Raw genomic sequence first — 16,967 nt, forward strand, 5'->3', positions numbered from 1 at the left:
AAGTCTGATGTGGACGGACGAGGGCTTAGACGCCCACGGCTTCGAGCTCGGCTTCGATCGCGGCCTCGAGACGCTCGCGCACCTCGGGGACACCGATCTTGACCAGGATCTCGTGGAAGAACCCGCGTACGACCAGGCGCCGCGCGGCGTCCTCGCCGATTCCACGCGACTGGAGGTAGAACAACTGCTCGTCGTCGAACCTTCCCGTCGCGCTCGCGTGGCCGGCGCCTTCGATCTCGCCGGTCTCGATCTCCAGGTTCGGGATCGAGTCCGCCCGCGCGCCCGGCGTCAGCACCAGATTGCGGTTGAGCTCGTAGGTGTCGGTGGCCTCGGCGGCCGCCCGGATCAGCACGTCGCCGACCCACACGGTGTGCGCGCCGTCGCCCTGGAGCGCGCCCTTGTACATCACCCGCGACTTGCAGTTCGGCACCGCGTGGTCGACGAAGAGCCGGTGCTCCTGGTGCTGTCCTTCGTCCGCGAAGTACAGGCCGAGCATCTCGACGTCGCCGCCCTTGTCGGCGAAGGTCGCCGTCGGCGAGACGCGGACCAGGTCACCGCCCAGGGTGATGACGATGTGCTTGAGCGTGGCGTCGCGGCCGAGCTTGAGGTGCTGCTCGGAGACGTGCACCGCGTCGTCGGCCCAGTCCTGGACGCTGACCACGGTCACGTTCGCCGAATCGCCGATGACGAACTCGACGTTGTCGGCGTAGGTGCCGGAGCCGACGTGGTCGAGGACGATGACGGCCTCGGAGAACTGCTCGGCGCGGACCTGCACGTGCCCGTAGGCGACCTTGCCCTCGCCGGGGCCGGTGATCTTCACCGTCGACGGCTTCGACGTCTTCGTCTCCTTGGGCACCGTGATGACGGTGGCCTCGGTGAACGAGGAGTAGGCCTGCGCGGCGATCCGGTCGCTCGGGACACCCGCGACGCCGAGGCGCTCGTCGTCCCGGCCGACCTTCTCGATCTTCAGTTCAGGGGCGGCGTCGGCGTCCACGGTGGCCGAACCCGAAGCGGTGGCGGACCCGTCGTGCAGGCCGCGCAGCCGCTTCATCGGCGTGAAACGCCAGTTCTCCTCACGGCCGCCGGGGACCTCGAAGGCCTCGACGTCGTGGGAGGTGAAGCGCTCCGCGCGGGACGTGGCCGGGATGACCACGCCCTCGCGCATCGCTTCGGAAACGTTGTTCTCGGTAACCGACATGACTAGCCGACGGACCCTTCCATCTGAAGCTCGATCAGGCGGTTCAGCTCGAGCGCGTACTCCATCGGCAGCTCACGCGCGATGGGCTCGACGAACCCGCGCACGATCATCGCCATGGCCTCGGCCTCGTCGAGACCGCGCGACATGAGGTAGAACATCTGGTCTTCGCTGACCTTCGAGACCGTCGCCTCGTGGCCCATCGACACCTCGTCGTTGCGGATGTCGACGTACGGGTACGTGTCCGACCGCGAGATCGTGTCGACCAGCAGCGCGTCACAGACCACGCTGGACCGCGAGTGGTGCGCCCGCTTCGCGACCTTGACCAGGCCGCGGTAGGAGGTGCGGCCACCGCCGCGCGCCACCGACTTCGACACGATGGTCGAGGAGGTGTGCGGCGCCAGGTGCTCCATCTTCGCGCCGGCGTCCTGGTGCTGGCCTTCGCCCGCGAACGCGACCGAGAGGACCTCGCCCTTGGCGTGCTCGCCCATGAGGAACACGGACGGGTACTTCATCGTGACCTTGGAACCGATGTTGCCGTCGATCCACTCCATGGTCGCGCCCTCTTCGCACTTGGCGCGCTTGGTGACCAGGTTGTAGACGTTGTTCGACCAGTTCTGGATGGTCGTGTAGCGGCAGCGGGCGCCCTTCTTCACGATGATCTCCACGACCGCCGAGTGCAGCGAGTCGGACTGGTAGATCGGCGCGGTGCAACCCTCGACGTAGTGCACGTAGGCGTCTTCGTCGACGATGATCAGGGTCCGCTCGAACTGACCCATGTTCTCGGTGTTGATGCGGAAGTACGCCTGCAGCGGGATGTCCACCTTGACGCCCTTGGGGACGTAGATGAACGAGCCGCCGGACCACACCGCGGTGTTCAGCGCGGAGAACTTGTTGTCCCCGGCCGGGATCACGGAGCCGAAGTACTCCTTGAAGATCTCCGGGTGCTCCTTGAGCGCGGTGTCGGTGTCCAGGAACAGGACGCCCTGCGCCTCCAGATCCTCGCGGATCGAGTGGTAGACGACCTCGGACTCGTACTGCGCGGCGACACCGGCGACGAGGCGCTGCTTCTCCGCCTCGGGGATGCCGAGCTTGTCGTACGTGTTCTTGATGTCCTCGGGCAGCTCTTCCCAGGAAGTGGCCTGCTTCTCACTGGACCGCACGAAGTACTTGATGTTGTCGAAGTCGATCCCGGAGAGGTCCGCACCCCAGTTGGGCATGGGCTTCAGATCGAAGAGCTTGAGCGCCTTCAGTCGCGCTTCGCGCATCCACTCCGGCTCGGACTTCTTCGAGGAGATGTCGGTGACGACGTCCTCGTTCAGACCTCGGCGGGCGCTGGCGCCCGCCTCGTCGGAGTCCGCCCAGCCGAACGCGTACTTGCCAAGGGACTCGATGGTCTCTTCCTGGCTCATGGGCGCGGTGGTGGGAGTGCGCTGCTCGGCAGCGGCAGTCATGCGGGTTTCCCTCCATTCGGGATCCGTGCTGTGCGCCCAGGGGAGGGCGCCGTGCTTCCCGGCGCGGGTGTGGCCGGGTGACCCGCCGAAACGACGGGTACGTGGGTGGTGCACACGTTGTCACCGCGTGCGATGGTCGCCAGTCGCTGCACGTGAGTACCCAGAAGTTCCGCGAAAGCCTCTGTCTCGGCTTCACACAACTGGGGGAACTCGGCGGCGACGTGGGCGACCGGGCAATGATGCTGGCAAAGCTGTTCGCCGACACCGACCTGACGGGTCGACGCAGCGTAACCCTCCCTGGTCAGCGCCGCAGCGAGGGCCTCGGCGCGGGTGGCCGGGTCGGTGTGCTTGGTGATCGCGTCCTGATGCGGGCCGACCAGCGAAGCGACACGGGCCTCCGCGAAGGCCTTCACGGCGTTCTCGCCGGCGTGCTCGGAGAGGAACCGGATGGCCGAGGACGCGAGGTCGTCGTAGGCGTGCCCGAACCGGGCGCGGCCCGCCTCGGTGAGGAGGAAGTTCTTGGCGGGACGGCCTCGTCCGCGAGGTCCGCGGCGGGGCGCGTCACGGGTTTCGGCCTCGCCGTCGGCGAGCAGCGCGTCGAGATGACGGCGGACGGCGGCGGCGCTGATCCCCAGCTGCTCGGCCACCTCGACGGCGGTCAGCGGCCCCTGTTCCAGCAGCAAGCGGGCCACTTCGTGCCTGGTCCGCCCCTCGGGGCCGACCTGCGCGGGGACAGGCTGGACCTCGGCGCGGGGCATGTCGCCACCGGCCTCGTCTCGCGTCCCCGTCTTTTTCACAACACAAGTGTGACGTATTTCCGGGGAGACGGCAAAGAGGGGTGCCTCACGGAGTGGCGTGGGTCACTCCGGACGGTGAAACCACAGGGGTAACCACGTACCCGCTCGGTCTGTTCCCGCGATCGCTACCCTTCGTGCGTGGCAGTGGGCGATCACCCGGCAGGGCGGGACACGGACGAAGCAGGCCAGGAGAAGTACCCGGCCGCGGGGTCGGTGGCGACGCTCTCCCCCGGTCACCCGCGTGAACCGGAGCCGCTCGACGACAAGGAACTGCGCGGGCTGAACGTGGTCCGCCGGTTCGGCGCGGTCGGTTCCCTGTTCCTCGCCCTCGGCTCGCTCGGTGCGGGCGCCGCGCCGGTGATCAACCCGGTGCAGGAGATCCCGGTCCTGCGGCTGTTCACCCGCATCCCCATGGTCTCGCTCGCGATGGGCCTGGCAGGCATGGCGATCATCGTGCTCAGCTGGCTGCTGCTCGGCCGGTTCGCCCAGCCCGCGCGCCGCCGTCTCGCCACCCAGGGCCAGCTCGCCCGCACCATCGCGCTCTGGTGCGCGCCGCTGCTGTTCATCCCGCCGCTGTTCTCCCGCGACGTCTACAGCTATCTCGCGCAGAGCGAGATCGTCGCCCGCGGCATGGACCCGTACTCCCTCGGCCCGGCCGAAGCGCTCGGCGTCTCCGACCCGCTGACTTCGGGCGTCTCCAACATGTGGCGCGAGACGCCGGCGCCGTACGGTCCGCTGCTGCTGCGGCTCGGCGGCTGGCTCGCCCCGCTGAGCAGCGGCAACATCGTCACCGGCGTGCTGCTGCAGCGCGGGCTCGCGCTGATCGGCGTCATCCTGATCATCTGGGCGCTGCCCCGGCTGGCCAAGCGGTTCGGCGTGCAGCCTGCGACCGCGCTGTGGCTCGGCGCGGCGAACCCGCTGCTGATCTTCCACTTCGTCGCGGGCGCCCACAATGACGCGCTGGCGATCGGGCTCATGGTGGCCGGGCTGGAGGTCGGCCTCCAGCGGATGCCGGTGCGGTTCAAGAACGACGAACCTCCCCCGCTGGCCAAGGGCGAACTGCTGTACATCGGGCTCGGGGTGGTGCTCATCACCCTCGGCGTCGCGGTGAAACTGAACGCGATCCTGGCGCTGCCGTTCTTCACGGTGATGGTGGCCAGACGCTGGCACGGCCGGATCAAGGACCTGCTCACCGCGGCGGTGCCGATGGCGCTGCTGTTCGGGGTGGTGCTGGTGGCGGTCTGTTACGGCACCGGCCTCGGCTTCGGCTGGGTCGGCGCGCTCGGGACACCCGGCCTGGTCCGGTCCTGGATCTCGCCGACGTCGGAGCTGGCCGCGCTCGGCGGCGTCCTCGGCATCGCGCTCGGCCTCGGCAACCACACCAACGCCATGGTCCCGATCCTGGGCTCGCTCGGCTATCTCGTCGCGGGCGCGGTGACGGTCAAGTTCCTCTGGGACAGCTTCAAATGGCGCTACCGGCCGATCATCGGCCTCGGGGTCTCGCTGGGCGCGGTGATGGTGCTGCACGTGGCGTTGCAGCCCTGGTACCTGCTGTGGGCGATCATCCCGCTCGCCGCGGCGGCGGGGACCTCGCGGTTCCGCATCGCCGCGACGATCGTCACCGCCGTCCTGCCGTTCCTGCTGCCGACGACGGGAAGCACCTTCGAGGGCCGCGGCTTCGTCCTGCCGTTCGCCTGGGTCGCCGCCGGGGTCGTCACGCTTCTGGGGCTGTTCATCGTCCACCGCCTCTCACCACTGCTGCTGTCCAGACCGTCCCCGGAGCATTCGGTCCCGGCGTGACGCCGTATCGTGACCTGTCGTGAACGCCCCCGCCGTCGAGATCACCGGGCTGGTGAAACGCTACGGATCCACCACCGCGGTCGATGGACTCGATCTGCGGATGGACCGCGGCACCCTGCTCGCTCTGCTCGGCCCGAACGGGGCCGGCAAGACCACCACCGTCGAAATCTGCGAAGGCTTCCTGCGGCCTGACAGCGGCGAAGTCCGTGTCCTGGGCCTGGATCCGTCGCGCGACGGCTCGGCGCTGCGGCCGCGGATCGGCGTGATGCCCCAGGGCGGCGGCGCGTATCCCGGTGTCCGCGCCGACGAGATGCTCGGACTGGTCGCCGCTTGTGCCGCGAATCCGCTCGATCCCGCCTGGCTGCTGGACATCCTCGGTCTTTCGGGAGCGCGGAAGACGCCGTTCAAACGGCTTTCCGGCGGGCAGCAGCAACGGCTCTCCCTCGCCTGCGCGCTCGTCGGGCGCCCGGAGCTGCTCTTCCTCGACGAGCCGACGGCGGGCATGGATCCGCAGGCCCGCCGCCTGGTCTGGGATCTGCTCGAAGCGCTGCGCGCCGACGGGGTCAGCGTGCTGCTCACCACGCATCTGATGGAGGAGGCCGAAACGCTGGCCGACACCGTGGTGATCGTGGACCACGGCAAGGTCGTCGTCGAAGGCTCCCCGCAGTCGCTGACCGTCGACGCGGGCGAGGCCGCGCAACTGCGGTTTAAGGCCCGCACCCGGCTCGACACCGGCCTGCTGACCGCAGCGCTGCCCGAAGGCCACCTCGTGCACGAGTCGGCGCCGGGGACATATCTCGTCGAGGGCGCGATCGACCCGCAGGTGGTGTCGACGGTGACCGCATGGTGCGCGCAGCAGGGTGTCATGCCCGAGGAGCTGCAGGTCGGCAGGCGCACACTGGAAGAGGTCTTCCTGGAGCTGACCGGACGGGAACTGCGCGCATGACCACCACGCCCACCCCCCGGTTCGCCCTGGGCACGTTCACCCCGGCCCCCGGTCGCGGTTCACTCGGCAAGATGCTGCGCACGCACGCGAAGGTCGAGGCGAGCCTGACCCTGCGCCACGGCGAGCAGATCCTGCTGACCCTGCTCATCCCGCTCGCCCTGCTGATCGGCTTGTCGCTGCTGGACATCCTGCCGTCGGCACAACTCGGCGATGCGTCCAAAGTGGACTGGATCACGCCGAGGATCCTGGCGCTCGCGGTGATGTCGTCCGCGTTCACCGGGCAGGCCATCGCGCTGGGCTTCGACCGCCGGTACGGCGTGCTCAAACGGCTTTCCGCCACCGCGCTGCCCCGCTGGCTGCTCGTCGCGGGCCGGGTGGCCGCCGCGCTGGTCGTGGTCGCGCTGCAGGCGGTGATCCTCGGCGTGGTGGCAGCGCTGCTGGGCTGGTCGCCGTCGCTCGGCGGGATCCTCGGTGCCGTCCCGTTCCTGATCGTCGGCACGCTCGCGTTCGGCGCGCTGGGCCTGCTGCTCGGCGGGGCGCTGCGCGCGGAGGCCGTGCTGGCGCTGGCGAACATCGTCTGGTTCGTGCTGCTGCTCGCCGGGGGCATCCTGCTGGCGCCGTCGACCATGCCGTCCGGGCTCGCGACGATCGTCGAGCTGCTGCCGTCGGGCGCGCTCGCCGAAGGCCTGCGGTCGGTGCTGCTGGACGGTTCCTTCGGGTGGGGCCCGTTCGCGGTCCTCGTCGGCTGGGGCGTCGTCGCGGGCGCGCTGGCGAGCAAGACCACCAAGCTCACCTGAGGCCCCCGACACACCCCGCGTAGCCGGTGGAACGCTCTCAGGAAGGGCGTTCTAGCATCGGACGGTGCCGTTCCAGAGCCTTGTAGCGCGTCTGCCGTATCCCTCGTTCGCGGTTCAGCGAGCGGTCGCGATAGCGGCGGTGATCGCCCAGGCCGGAATCGGCGTCACCGGCTCGGTCGTCCGTGTCACGGGTTCGGGTCTCGGCTGCCCGACCTGGCCGCAATGCGTCGAGGGCAGCATCGTGCCGGTGGCGCACCCCGAATTCGACGCGCTCACCCAGTGGATCGAGTTCAGCAACCGGATGCTGACCGGCGTCGTCATCGCCGTCGCCGCGCTGTGCGTGATCACCGCGTGGCGCGTGCAGATCGAGCACCCGAGCCGCCGCCGTCTGGTCAAGCTGGCCTGGACGATGCCCGCGGGCGTGATGCTGCAGGCCGTCGTCGGCGGCATCACCGTGCTCGCCAAACTCGAATGGTGGACCGTCGCGCTCCACTTCCTGGCGTCCACTCCCCTGGTCTGGCTCGCGGTCCTGCTGCTGCGCGCGTTCAACGAGGGTGACGAGCCCGCCCGCTGGCTGATCCCGGACGCGGGCCGCAAGACGCTGATCGTGCTCGCCTCGGTGATGTGGGCCGTCCTCGTGGCGGGGACCACGGTGACCGGCGCGGGCCCGCACGGCGGCGACCCCGGCACCCACCGCTTCCAGGCCCCGATCGAGACGCTCACCCAGATCCACGGTGGACTGCTGGTGGCCTACCTGATCGTGCTGGCCGTCTTCGGGCTCCAGCTGATGCGTGGCGAGACGCCGAAGCAGCTGTGGCGGCGGTACACCATCGTGTGGGTCATCGCGCTCGTACAAGGCGTCCTGGGCTCTGTGCAGTACGCACTGGGTGTGCCGGAGGCGCTGGTCTCGTTCCACGTCCTCGGTTCCGCGCTGGTGATCATCTCGACGGCCGCGCTCTGGTGCGGTTCACGCGATCGCGGTCCCGTCGCCTCCGCGACGGCGCCGGAACGCGAACTGGCCACCTCGAACTGACCCTGCGGCAAACCGGACGTAACCCCCAGGCGGCATGCTCGCCAGACACTGCCCTTACGCTGCGCTCGGTGCCCCACACGGGGGGACCACCGAGTCGAGGCACGAGGTGTCGCATGACCGCCAGCACCGAGCCGGAAGCACCGGCCAGTCAGTCCAAACCCCTGATCTCCCACCGCCGAGGCTCCGGGGAGATGCTGATACTCAAGACCTTCCTGCTGGTCCCGTTCGTCGCACTGCTCGCCGCCGTGCCGATCGTGTGGGGCTGGGGCATGACCTGGGTCGATCTCGGGCTGGCGGCGGTGTTCTACACCTTGGGGACCCTCGGGGTGACCGTCGGCTACCACCGCTACTTCACCCACGGCGCCTTCAAGGCGGGACGGCCGCTGCGGGTCGCGCTCGCCATCGCCGGGAGTTTCGCGGTGCAGGGGTCGGTCATCTTCTGGGTGGCCAGCCACCGCCGTCACCACGCCTTCGCCGACCGCGAAGGCGATCCGCACTCCCCCTGGCTGTTCGGGACGTCGCCCACGGCGCTGCTGCGCGGGTTCTGGCACGCGCACATGGGCTGGATGTTCAGCCGCGAAGTGACCAACTACGAACGCTTCGCGCCGGATCTGGTGGCGGACAAGGATCTTCGCGTGGTGAACCGCTACTTCTGGCTGTGGATCACGCTCAGCCTCGCGCTGCCCGCGATCCTCGGCGGCCTCATCAGCTGGTCGTGGTGGGGTGCGGTGACCGGGTTCTTCTGGGCCGGGCTGGTCCGGATCGCGTTCCTGCACCATGTCAGCTGGTCGGTGAACTCGATCTGCCACCTGATCGGGGAACGCCCGTTCGCCAGCCGTGACAAGGCGGCGAACTTCTGGCCGCTGGCGATCCTGTCCATGGGCGAGTCGTGGCACAACTCCCACCACGCCGACCCGACCTGCGCGCGGCACGGTGTCCTGCGCGGACAGGTCGACGTGTCGGCGCGGGTGATCTGGCTGTTCGAGAAGTTCGGCTGGGCGCGGGACGTGCGGTGGCCCAAGCCGGAGCGCCTGGCCGCGAAACTCGCCAAACCCGCCTGACCTTTTCGCATCCAGTCCTCTGGATGCGATGCTCGATCACCGGTTCAGGGTGCCGTGAGTGAGGTGTCCGTCGGGGTGGTCGTGAGTGGCAAGTGGGGTTAGAGCGGACCAGCATTTACCTACCCACGCCTGACCTGAGCGAAGGTGGCGGTTCCGCGGCTGTAGGGCTTGACGGTGAAGGAATCTTGATCAACGGAAGATCCGGGACACTCACCGTCCCCAATCCTCCGTTGATCAAGGTCGCACCGGTCACGGCCGGTGGCAAATACGCGACGGGGGAAGTTTCCGGACGTTCAACGTCCCAAATCCTCCACACCCGACCGCCAGTCGCATCAGTGGGTAGGCAAATACGGGTCCGTCAGAACGGCACTTACCACTCACGACCCCTCCGCCCAGTGCGGCCTGACGGACAGGCTGACGCCGCGAAAGCCACTTTCACAACGTTGAAGGTTGTGAAAGTGGCTTTCGCAACATCTCAGGGCGTGAGCGGCCGGCCGCGAAACGCGTGAAGCCCGCCCAACGCTCCCTCCGCATTCAATCCTCTGAGGCCGCGAGGGGTGGGTGGGTCAGCCGAGTTGCTGCCGCACGGCGGAGGCGAAGCGCCAAGCGGCGGCGGCATCGGTCTGCCGGAAACCGAGCGAGGGCTCGACGAGCTCCAGCTCCAGCAGCAGCGGCCTGCCGTCCGAACCGGCGACGAGGTCCACACGGGCGTAGAGCAGCTCCGCGCGCAGGATGCCGAGCAGCGCCGCCGCCGCGTCCATGGCGTCTTCGGCCAGTGCGCGGAACGCGGCGGACGGCTGCACGGGGCCGAGCTTCTCCGTGACCCACAAACCGGATTCGTCGAGTTCGCGGCCCAGCATGACCGCCTTCGAGAAGGCATGCGAGTACACGCCGCCGAAGAACACCAGCGCCAGCTCGCCTTCAGTGTCCACACTGGACTGATACGGCTGCAGCACCACGGTCTGGCCGTCGTCGTGGAGGCTCTTCAGATGCGACGTGGCGTCATCCCCGGACGTGAACTTCCCGACGCCCATGGACCCGGCACCGATCGCGGGCTTCAGCACGAACTCGCCCTTGGGCCAGCGCGGCGTCTCGTCGTCCGGCGCGATCAGGGTCGTCGGCACGATCGCGACCCCGGCGTCACCGAGTTCGGCCAGATAGGACTTGTCGGTGTTCCAGCGCGCGACTTCGGCCGAATTGGACAGCGCGGGCACGGACTCGGCCCAGGACAGGAACTCGTCGCGGCGCTCCGAGTAGTCCCAGGTGGCGCGCAGCACGACGATGTCCGCGGCGCCGAAGTCGACGGTCGTGTCGTCCCAGGCGGCCCAGCGGGCCTTGAAGCCGAGATCGGCCAGCGCCTCGGGAAGGGTGTGATCGTCGCCGTCGCCTTCGAGCAGTGCGGAACAGGAGACGAGGATCGCGGAGCCGCTCACTTTCCCGCCATCCGGCGGCGGTGCTCGGCGCCGATCTTGGTGGCGTTCACGGTCTCGCTGTCCCATTCGGCGGGCTCGAGGTCTTCGACGGCCTCGACCAGCGCCTCGCCCGCCTCCGTGGAGGCGACGACGACGTCGCCGAGCGCGCCGTCGGCGCCCACGAGCACGACCCTGGCGCCGATCCGGCCGATGTTCTCCACCACCGCGCGCGAAGGCTTCCCATGCCGCTTCACGAAGTCGCGGGCGGCCGCGACCTGGCGCGACGTGGGGGCGGCGGTCTCGGTCTTCTCTTCGGTCTCAGCCACGAGCCGAGCTTAACCGCGAAAGGCCCACGACGCGGAATAACCGTGGCGTCGGCCATAGTTGTCCCGGTCGGAAGGCCCCAGAACGAGGAGGATGTATGCCCACGGCAGTGCAGATCCGGCGGACCGGCGGTCCCGAAGTCCTTGAGCCGGCGCAAGTCGAGGTCGGCGAGCCCGGCGCTGGGGAACTGCTCGTGGACATCGCCGCGGCGGGCGTCAACTACATCGACACCTATCACCGCGAGGGCATCTACCCGGTCGACACGCCGTTCATCCTGGGCATGGAAGGCGCGGGCACGGTCGCCGCGGTCGGCGCGGACGTGACCGGTTTCGCCGTCGGCGACAGGGTCGCCTGGCAGGGTTCGCTGGGCAGCTACGCCCAGCGCCGCCTGCTCCCCGCCGCGATCGCGGTGAAGATCCCGGACGGGGTGACCGAGGAGACCGCCGCCGCGACGATGCTCCAGGGGATCACCGCGCACGCCCTGATCGCCTCGACCTACGAGGTCAAGCCGGGCGACGACGTGCTGATCCACGCCGCCGCGGGCGGGATGGGCCTGCTGCTGGTCCAGCTGGCCAAGGCACGCGGCGCACGGGTGATCGGCACCGTCTCCACCGACGAGAAGGCCGGACTCGCCAAGCAGGCGGGCGCGGACGACGTCATCCGTTACGACCAGGTCGACTTCGCCAAGGCCGTCCGTGAGCTCACCGACGGCAAGGGGGTCGCGGTGGTCTACGACGGCGTCGGAAAGTCCACTGTGGACGGCAGCCTGGCGAGCCTGAAGATCCGCGGTCTGCTCGCCCTCTACGGCGCGGCCAGCGGCCCGGTGCCGCCGATCGACCCGCAGCTGCTCAACCGCAGCGGCTCGGTGTACCTCACGCGCCCGACCTCCGCGCACTACGTGCTCACCCGCGAGGAACTGGAATGGCGGGTGAACGAACTGTTCGCCGCCGTTCAGGACGGTTCGCTGAACATCCGGATCGGCGGACGCTACCCACTGGCCGACGCCCGCCAGGCGCACGAAGACCTCCAGGGGCGGCGCACCACCGGCAAGCTCCTGCTGATCCCGTGACGGCGCCTTGGTCCGAGCAGGTCCGGCTCACCGGCGAAGGGCTCGTCCTGCGGGAATGGAGCGAAAGCGACGTCGCGTTCATGCCGGGGCTGTTCGACAATCCCGCCGTCGCGCGCTTCACGCCGCTGCCGTCCCCGTTCGACGAGGTGGCGGCGAAGGCTCACTACGCGAAGTACGTCAGCAGCCGCGCGGAGGGCAAGGGGCTGCGGCTGACCATCACGACCGGCGGCGACGAGCCGCTCGGCGAGGTGGTGCTGTTGCTGAAGGAGGGGCTCTCGGGGCCGGCCGAACTCGGCTACGCGGTCGGCCCCGCGCATCGCGGGCAGGATCTGGCGGCCCGGTCGCTGCGGGTTCTCACCGCGTACGCGCAGGACCTCGGGCTGAGCCCGCTCAAGCTGCAGATCGACGCCGGGAACTCGGCGAGCGAAGCCGTCGCGCGCCGGGCCGGTTACGCCCTGACCGACGCACCTCCGGAGGCGAAGGTCGAGAAGGGCCTGAAGATCACTCTGCTCACCTGGGAGTACAGCGGCTCGTAGCAGAAGTCCGTGAAGGCCTCCTTCCCTACCTTCAGAGTAGGGAAGGAGGCCTTCACGGACTTTCAGCCGACAGACCGCACCCAGATCGCCCGCAGGCGGAACTCGTCCTGCTCGGCGTGCTCGACGGTGAGTTCCACCTCGTCATCGACCTGGAGCTGCCGGAACGCACCGGGACGGACGCCGGTCACCATCGAATAGTGGACCCAGATGGGGTCGGCGAAGTCGCCCGACTCGACGACTCCCCAGCCGTCGTCCACGAACCAGGAGCGAACCCGGCCACGGTGAACCCGGCCGCCCGAAGTCCCCATCAGTCCTCATCAGCCCTTGTCGGTCGGGACGCTCACGGCGTCGGTGACGAAGACGAGGGTCTCGTTCGGCGCGATGCCGCGGCCGCCCTCGCCGTAGCCGAGGTCCGGCGGGATGATCAGCAGCCGCCGTGCGCCCTGCTTGATCCCTTCGAGGCCCTGGTCCCAGCCCTTGATGACGTCACCCGCGCCGAGCGCCAGGTCGAACGGCTCGCCACGGTCGAAGGAGCTGTCCAGCTTCTGCTTGTTGGACCAGGTGACCAGCGAGTAGTTCATCTTCAGCTTCTGCCCGGCCTTGGCGCCCTCACCGGTGCCAGGCTCGAGGTCCTTGGTGATGAGCTTCTTCGGCGGGTCGCAGTCGTCCGGGATGGTGATGGTCGGCGCCTCGCCGAACTTCCCGGTGGTCTTGATGTCCTCAGCCGTGCATTCCTTGCCCTTCGCAGCGGCCGGGGCCGACGTCGAAGCCGACGCGGGGGCCGCGCCCGAAGACTGGACCGAACCTGCGGTGTCCTGTTTCCCGCCACAGGCCGCCAGGGCGAGCACGCCCGCGCCGATGACCACGATCTTGCCGAATGTGCGCATGCGGCAGACCTTAGCCAAGACCCTCCAGCGCGGGAACAAGGTCACCGGTCTGCACTACGCCCATCCGACGGGTCGCCCTGGTCAGGGCCACATAAAGATCGTTGAGCCCGCGCGGGGACCCGGCGACGACCTCGTCCGGGGCGACCAGCACCACCGAGTCGAACTCCAGCCCCTTCGCCCGCTCGACCGGCATCACCGAGACTCGGTCCCCCGCTTCGCCGAGCGTCTCCGACACCGTCTCGACCATCGGGACCGGGCACAGCACGACGACCGTCCCACCGTCCACGGCGGACAGTTCGGCGTCGACGATGCCCGGTAGTTCCGCGGCGAGATCCGACGGCTCCACGGACCGCAGCCAAGGCTCGAAACCGGTCTCCCGTACGGAAACCGGCGCTTCCAGCGCCGGATTGACGTCGGCGAGCACTCTGGCCGCGACGGCCATGATCTCCGCCGGGGTCCGGTAGTTCACGGTCAGCTCTTCGAGCCGCCAGCGATCGGCGACGTACGGCGAAAGCACCTCGCCCCACGACCGCGCTCCTCCCGCCGCCCCGGTCTGGGCGACGTCACCGACCAGCGTCATCGACCGGTTCGGCGACCGGCGCATCAGCAGCCGCCAGTCCATCGCGGTCAGTTCCTGCGCCTCGTCGACGATCACGTGCCCGAAGGTCCAGGTCCGGTCCTGGGCGGCCCGCTGCGCCGCGGTCATCTCGCTGCGGCGCTGCTGGCGCTCGGCGAACAGCTCGGCGTCCAGGACGTCGCCCACCCGCAGCAGTTCCTCGTCGATGATCTCCTCGTCCTGTTCGAGGATGTCGAGCACACCTTCCGCGTACGCGCGGTCTTCCCGCTCGCGACGGGCGCGCTCGACGCGAGCGTCGGTGTCGTCCTCCCCGAGCAGCTCGGCGAGTTCGTCGAGCAACGGGACGTCCGACGGGCTCCACTTCGCGTCCGTGGGACTGTAGAGATGCTCACGATCGGTGTCCGACAAGGCTTTTCCGGCCGCGCTGCGCAACCGTTCGCGGTCGGCGAACAGCTCGTCGAGGACGACCTCGGGAGTGAGCTGGGGCCACAGCCCGTTGATCGCGGCGGCCACGTTCTTGTCCGCGGCGACCTCGGCCCGGATGTCCTGGACGTCGCGCGCGTCGAGCAGGTCCTCCCCCAGTTTGCGGGCGGCCTGCCTGGTCAGCGCGTCGAGGAGGTCGGACACGAAGATACGCCGGGCGAGGTTGTGCGGACGGCGCGACCGCCGGGCCCGCGTCCGCGCTTCGGTGCAGGTCTTGCGGTCGAGCATGAGGATCTCGCGCTCGAACTCGATCTCCAGCACCGGTTCCGGCACCCGCTGACGGTCGCGGACCGCGTTGGCCAGCACGTCGGCCATCACCGGACGGCCTTTGATCTCGGCGGCCTCGCGGGTGACCGGGCCGGCGGCGTCCAGGCCGGGGTACAGCTGCCCGATCGTGGCCAGCAGCACCCCGGTCTCGCCGAGCGACGGCAGGACCTGCCCGATGTAGCGGAGGAACGTGCTGTTCGGCCCGACCACCAGCACGCCGCGCGTGGTGAGCTGCTGGCGGTGGGTGTAGAGCAGGTACGCCGCGCGGTGCAGCGCGACCGCCGTCTTGCCGGTGCCCGGTCCGCCCTGGACCACCAGGACGCCGTTCGGCGACGCGCGGATGATGCGGTCCTGCTCGGCCTGGATGGTGGCGACGATGTCGCTCATCTCACCCGTGCGACGGCGTTCGAGCGCGGCCAGCAGCACCGCCTCCCCCGCGAGACCGAGGTCCTGCCCCTGGTCCGCGGCGGAAAGATCGAGGATCTCGTCGTCGACGCCGACGACCTTCCTGCTCAGCGACCGGATGTGGCGGCGCCGCCGGACACCGTCGGGTGAAGCGGCGGTCGCCAGGTAGAACGGCCGGGCGACCGGCGCGCGCCAGTCGACGAGCAGGGGACGGTACTCGTCGTCCTCGTCGAACAGCCCGAGCCGCCCGATGTAGGTGGTCTCCTCGGCGTGGCCGGGCAGGAAGTCGAGGCGGCCGAAGCACAGGCCCTGCTCGACGGAGCTCAGCTGGGAGAGCCTGTCGGTGTACAGCGTCGTGGCGACGTCGCGTTCGGTGCGCGCCTGCGGGGTGCCGCCGGTCTGGCGCAGCGTCTGGTCGAGCCTGCGCTGGGCGTCGACGCGTTCGGCGTCGAGCTTGCGGTAGAGGGTGGTGACGTACTCCTGCTCGAGCGCGACATCCTGCGCGAGCGCGTCGAGTTCCCGGTCCGGGGACACGGACAAAAGCAGCCTGCTTTCGGAGGTGGGACAGGGGCCGAAAGTTCTACAACGTCCCCGCGCACGCATTTAGTCCTCTGGATGCGGTAGTTGCACGCGCAAGTACCGCATCCAGAGGACGCGAGGCGAGAAAGAAACTAGAAGGGCAGGCCGATGGCGGGGAGGCCGATGGCCGAGTCGACGGCCAGTGCGACGAACACGATCATCAGGTACGTGTTCGACCGGTGGAACAGCGACATCGGCTTGGTCTCCTCGCCGCGCCGCACCGCCGCGTTCAGGCTGTGCGCGTAGAAGAGGAACCAGCCGCCTGCCAGGATCGCGAACGTCGTGTAGATCCAGCTCGTCACCGGGACCAGCAGCAGCGTCCACGCGACCATCACCCACGAGTAGATGACGATCTGCCGCGCCACGTGCTGCGGGGTGGCGACCACCGGCAGCATCGGCACGCCGGCGCGCTCGTAGTCGTCGCGGTACTTCATGCCCAGCGCCCAGGTGTGCGGCGGGGTCCAGAAGAAGATGACGCCGAACATCACGAACGCGGGCCATTCGACGGTGCCGGTGACGGCGGCCCAGCCGATGACGACCGGCATGCAGCCCGCCGCGCCGCCCCAGACCACGTTCTGTGACGTACGCCGCTTCAGCACCAGCGTGTAGACGAAGATGTAGAACAGGATCGTCGCGATCGCGAGAATCGCCGAGAGCAGATTCACCGTGAAATAGAGCACGACGGCGGACAGCACACCGAGTACGAGACCGAAGATCAGCGCGCCGCGCCGGGGAACCGATTCCTTCACCAGCGGACGGCGCTTCGTGCGGTTCATCACCTTGTCGATGTCCGCGTCGATGACGCAGTTCAAGGCGTTGGCGCTGCCGGCGGCCATCGTGCCACCCACGAGCGTCGCGAGTACCAGCCACGGCGACGGGATTTCCCGCCCGGCCAGGAACATCGCGGGAATCGTGGTGACCAGGAGGAGCTCGATCACCCTGGGCTTCGCGAGGGCGGCGTACGCGCCGACGACCTGGCGGATTGTTCGCCGGCCACCGTGCGGTCGTTCACCGGTCGGATGTACGGCGCTGGTGCTGTCACTGCGTCCGTGCGCAGCGTTCACCAACGACATTTCACTCCCTGCGTCAGTTTTCGGGGCGGGGCCCACCAGGCTTCCGGGTGATGTGGCGGCCCCGGATTCCCGTGTTCTGAACCCTTCCCCGATGTTAGACGTGCTGTTTCCAGAGGGTGATCGCGGGTCCTCGACCGGCCGAACCATTAGGCTGGCCGCGGTAGCTCGCGGCGTGCCCCTGCGAACGGCCCGGAGCAGGAATATCGTCCCTTCCGGATCGATTGAGATTAGTAGCGGTACACGTGGGTCACCCACGAGGGAAGAGAAGCCAC

Annotated in this window: 16 protein-coding genes; 7 read left to right on the top strand and 9 right to left on the bottom strand. The window is 69.0% G+C overall.

All coding sequences use genetic code 11. From position 1 onward, the window contains the following. Nucleotides 1-25: 25 nt before the first annotated feature. The 3 genes from sufD to AMYAL_RS0141225 are packed head-to-tail and all read right to left on the bottom strand — an operon-like array spanning nucleotide 26 to nucleotide 3,446. Nucleotides 26-1,198 (bottom strand): Fe-S cluster assembly protein SufD, encoded by a 1,173-nt coding sequence (gene sufD, locus AMYAL_RS0141215; protein WP_020637165.1) that lies wholly within the window; start codon nucleotides 1,196-1,198, stop codon nucleotides 26-28. Between the two features lie 2 nt (nucleotides 1,199-1,200). Continuing rightward, on the bottom strand, nucleotides 1,201-2,649 hold the full coding sequence (gene sufB / locus AMYAL_RS0141220) for a Fe-S cluster assembly protein SufB (protein ID WP_026467870.1): 1,449 nt from the start codon (nucleotides 2,647-2,649) through the stop codon (nucleotides 1,201-1,203). After that, entirely contained in the window at nucleotides 2,646-3,446 is an 801-nt protein-coding gene (locus tag AMYAL_RS0141225; RefSeq protein WP_026467871.1) for a helix-turn-helix transcriptional regulator, read from the bottom strand. Before AMYAL_RS0141225 ends, sufB begins: the two co-directional genes overlap by 4 nt. A gap of 213 nt (nucleotides 3,447-3,659) precedes the next feature. On the opposite strand from AMYAL_RS0141225, the gene mptB reads away from it, so the two are divergent. The 5 genes from mptB (at nucleotide 3,660) to AMYAL_RS0141250 (ending at nucleotide 9,083) form a co-directional block, all read left to right on the top strand. Next, nucleotides 3,660-5,246 (top strand): polyprenol phosphomannose-dependent alpha 1,6 mannosyltransferase MptB, encoded by a 1,587-nt coding sequence (mptB, locus tag AMYAL_RS0141230; protein ID WP_020637168.1) that lies wholly within the window; start codon nucleotides 3,660-3,662, stop codon nucleotides 5,244-5,246. Nucleotides 5,247-5,265: 19 nt separating this feature from the next. Beyond that, entirely contained in the window at nucleotides 5,266-6,192 is a 927-nt protein-coding gene (locus tag AMYAL_RS0141235) for an ABC transporter ATP-binding protein (RefSeq protein WP_020637169.1), read from the top strand. Next, on the top strand, nucleotides 6,189-6,989 hold the full coding sequence (locus AMYAL_RS0141240; protein ID WP_020637170.1) for an ABC transporter permease: 801 nt from the start codon (nucleotides 6,189-6,191) through the stop codon (nucleotides 6,987-6,989). The genes AMYAL_RS0141235 and AMYAL_RS0141240 overlap by 4 nt, the downstream gene beginning before the upstream one ends. A gap of 64 nt (nucleotides 6,990-7,053) precedes the next feature. Continuing rightward, the gene (locus AMYAL_RS0141245) at nucleotides 7,054-8,022 is read left to right on the top strand and encodes a COX15/CtaA family protein (protein WP_026467872.1); all 969 of its coding nucleotides are present in this window, start codon (nucleotides 7,054-7,056) and stop codon (nucleotides 8,020-8,022) included. Nucleotides 8,023-8,135: 113 nt separating this feature from the next. Beyond that, nucleotides 8,136-9,083 carry an acyl-CoA desaturase gene (locus tag AMYAL_RS0141250; protein ID WP_020637172.1) on the top strand — a complete coding sequence of 316 codons (948 nt, stop codon included), beginning with the start codon at nucleotides 8,136-8,138 and terminating at the stop codon, nucleotides 9,081-9,083. 566 nt (nucleotides 9,084-9,649) lie between these two features. Here AMYAL_RS0141250 and AMYAL_RS0141255 read toward each other — a convergent pair. After that, nucleotides 9,650-10,516, bottom strand: a complete 867-nt coding sequence (locus AMYAL_RS0141255; protein WP_020637173.1) for an ATP-grasp domain-containing protein — start codon at nucleotides 10,514-10,516, stop codon at nucleotides 9,650-9,652. Further along, nucleotides 10,513-10,821, bottom strand: coding sequence for a hypothetical protein (locus AMYAL_RS0141260; protein ID WP_020637174.1), 309 nt, complete (start codon nucleotides 10,819-10,821; stop codon nucleotides 10,513-10,515). Before AMYAL_RS0141260 ends, AMYAL_RS0141255 begins: the two co-directional genes overlap by 4 nt. A gap of 95 nt (nucleotides 10,822-10,916) precedes the next feature. Between AMYAL_RS0141260 and AMYAL_RS0141265 the strand changes: the two genes are divergently transcribed. Together AMYAL_RS0141265 and AMYAL_RS0141270 are read left to right on the top strand one after the other, a co-directional pair. Continuing rightward, nucleotides 10,917-11,888 (top strand): quinone oxidoreductase family protein, encoded by a 972-nt coding sequence (locus AMYAL_RS0141265; protein WP_026467873.1) that lies wholly within the window; start codon nucleotides 10,917-10,919, stop codon nucleotides 11,886-11,888. Further along, a complete protein-coding gene (locus AMYAL_RS0141270) occupies nucleotides 11,885-12,424 on the top strand; it encodes a GNAT family N-acetyltransferase (RefSeq protein WP_020637176.1) in 540 nt (179 codons plus the stop codon). Before AMYAL_RS0141265 ends, AMYAL_RS0141270 begins: the two co-directional genes overlap by 4 nt. A 62-nt stretch (nucleotides 12,425-12,486) precedes the next feature. On the opposite strand, the gene AMYAL_RS0141275 is transcribed toward AMYAL_RS0141270, so the two are convergent. The 4 genes from AMYAL_RS0141275 to AMYAL_RS0141290 all read right to left on the bottom strand — a co-directional run bounded on the left by AMYAL_RS0141275 (nucleotide 12,487) and on the right by AMYAL_RS0141290 (nucleotide 16,695). Beyond that, complete coding sequence (locus tag AMYAL_RS0141275) at nucleotides 12,487-12,732, bottom strand: cold-shock protein (protein WP_020637177.1); 246 nt, start codon at nucleotides 12,730-12,732, stop codon at nucleotides 12,487-12,489. Between the two features lie 9 nt (nucleotides 12,733-12,741). Continuing rightward, the gene (locus AMYAL_RS0141280; RefSeq protein WP_020637178.1) at nucleotides 12,742-13,311 is read right to left on the bottom strand and encodes an FKBP-type peptidyl-prolyl cis-trans isomerase; all 570 of its coding nucleotides are present in this window, start codon (nucleotides 13,309-13,311) and stop codon (nucleotides 12,742-12,744) included. Between the two features lie 10 nt (nucleotides 13,312-13,321). After that, nucleotides 13,322-15,577 (bottom strand): HelD family protein, encoded by a 2,256-nt coding sequence (locus AMYAL_RS0141285; RefSeq protein ID WP_020637179.1) that lies wholly within the window; start codon nucleotides 15,575-15,577, stop codon nucleotides 13,322-13,324. Between the two features lie 137 nt (nucleotides 15,578-15,714). Continuing rightward, a complete protein-coding gene (locus tag AMYAL_RS0141290) occupies nucleotides 15,715-16,695 on the bottom strand; it encodes a heme o synthase (protein WP_020637180.1) in 981 nt (326 codons plus the stop codon). Nucleotides 16,696-16,967 lie beyond the last annotated feature (272 nt).

It is taken from the genome of Amycolatopsis alba DSM 44262 (assembly GCF_000384215.1).
Classification (GTDB): Bacteria; Actinomycetota; Actinomycetes; order Mycobacteriales; family Pseudonocardiaceae; genus Amycolatopsis; species Amycolatopsis alba.

Bases quoted from the DNA above. Each gene is read 5' to 3' on its own strand.
- sufD (WP_020637165.1), bottom strand. From the start codon at position 1,198: ATGTCGGTTACCGAGAACAACGTTTCCGAAGCGATGCGCGAGGGCGTG.
- sufB (WP_026467870.1), bottom strand. From the start codon at position 2,649: ATGACTGCCGCTGCCGAGCAGCGCACTCCCACCACCGCGCCCATGAGC.
- AMYAL_RS0141240 (WP_020637170.1), top strand. From the start codon at position 6,189: ATGACCACCACGCCCACCCCCCGGTTCGCCCTGGGCACGTTCACCCCG.
- AMYAL_RS0141250 (WP_020637172.1), top strand. From the start codon at position 8,136: ATGACCGCCAGCACCGAGCCGGAAGCACCGGCCAGTCAGTCCAAACCC.
- AMYAL_RS0141265 (WP_026467873.1), top strand. From the start codon at position 10,917: ATGCCCACGGCAGTGCAGATCCGGCGGACCGGCGGTCCCGAAGTCCTT.
- AMYAL_RS0141275 (WP_020637177.1), bottom strand. From the start codon at position 12,732: ATGGGGACTTCGGGCGGCCGGGTTCACCGTGGCCGGGTTCGCTCCTGG.
- AMYAL_RS0141280 (WP_020637178.1), bottom strand. From the start codon at position 13,311: ATGCGCACATTCGGCAAGATCGTGGTCATCGGCGCGGGCGTGCTCGCC.
- AMYAL_RS0141290 (WP_020637180.1), bottom strand. From the start codon at position 16,695: ATGTCGTTGGTGAACGCTGCGCACGGACGCAGTGACAGCACCAGCGCC.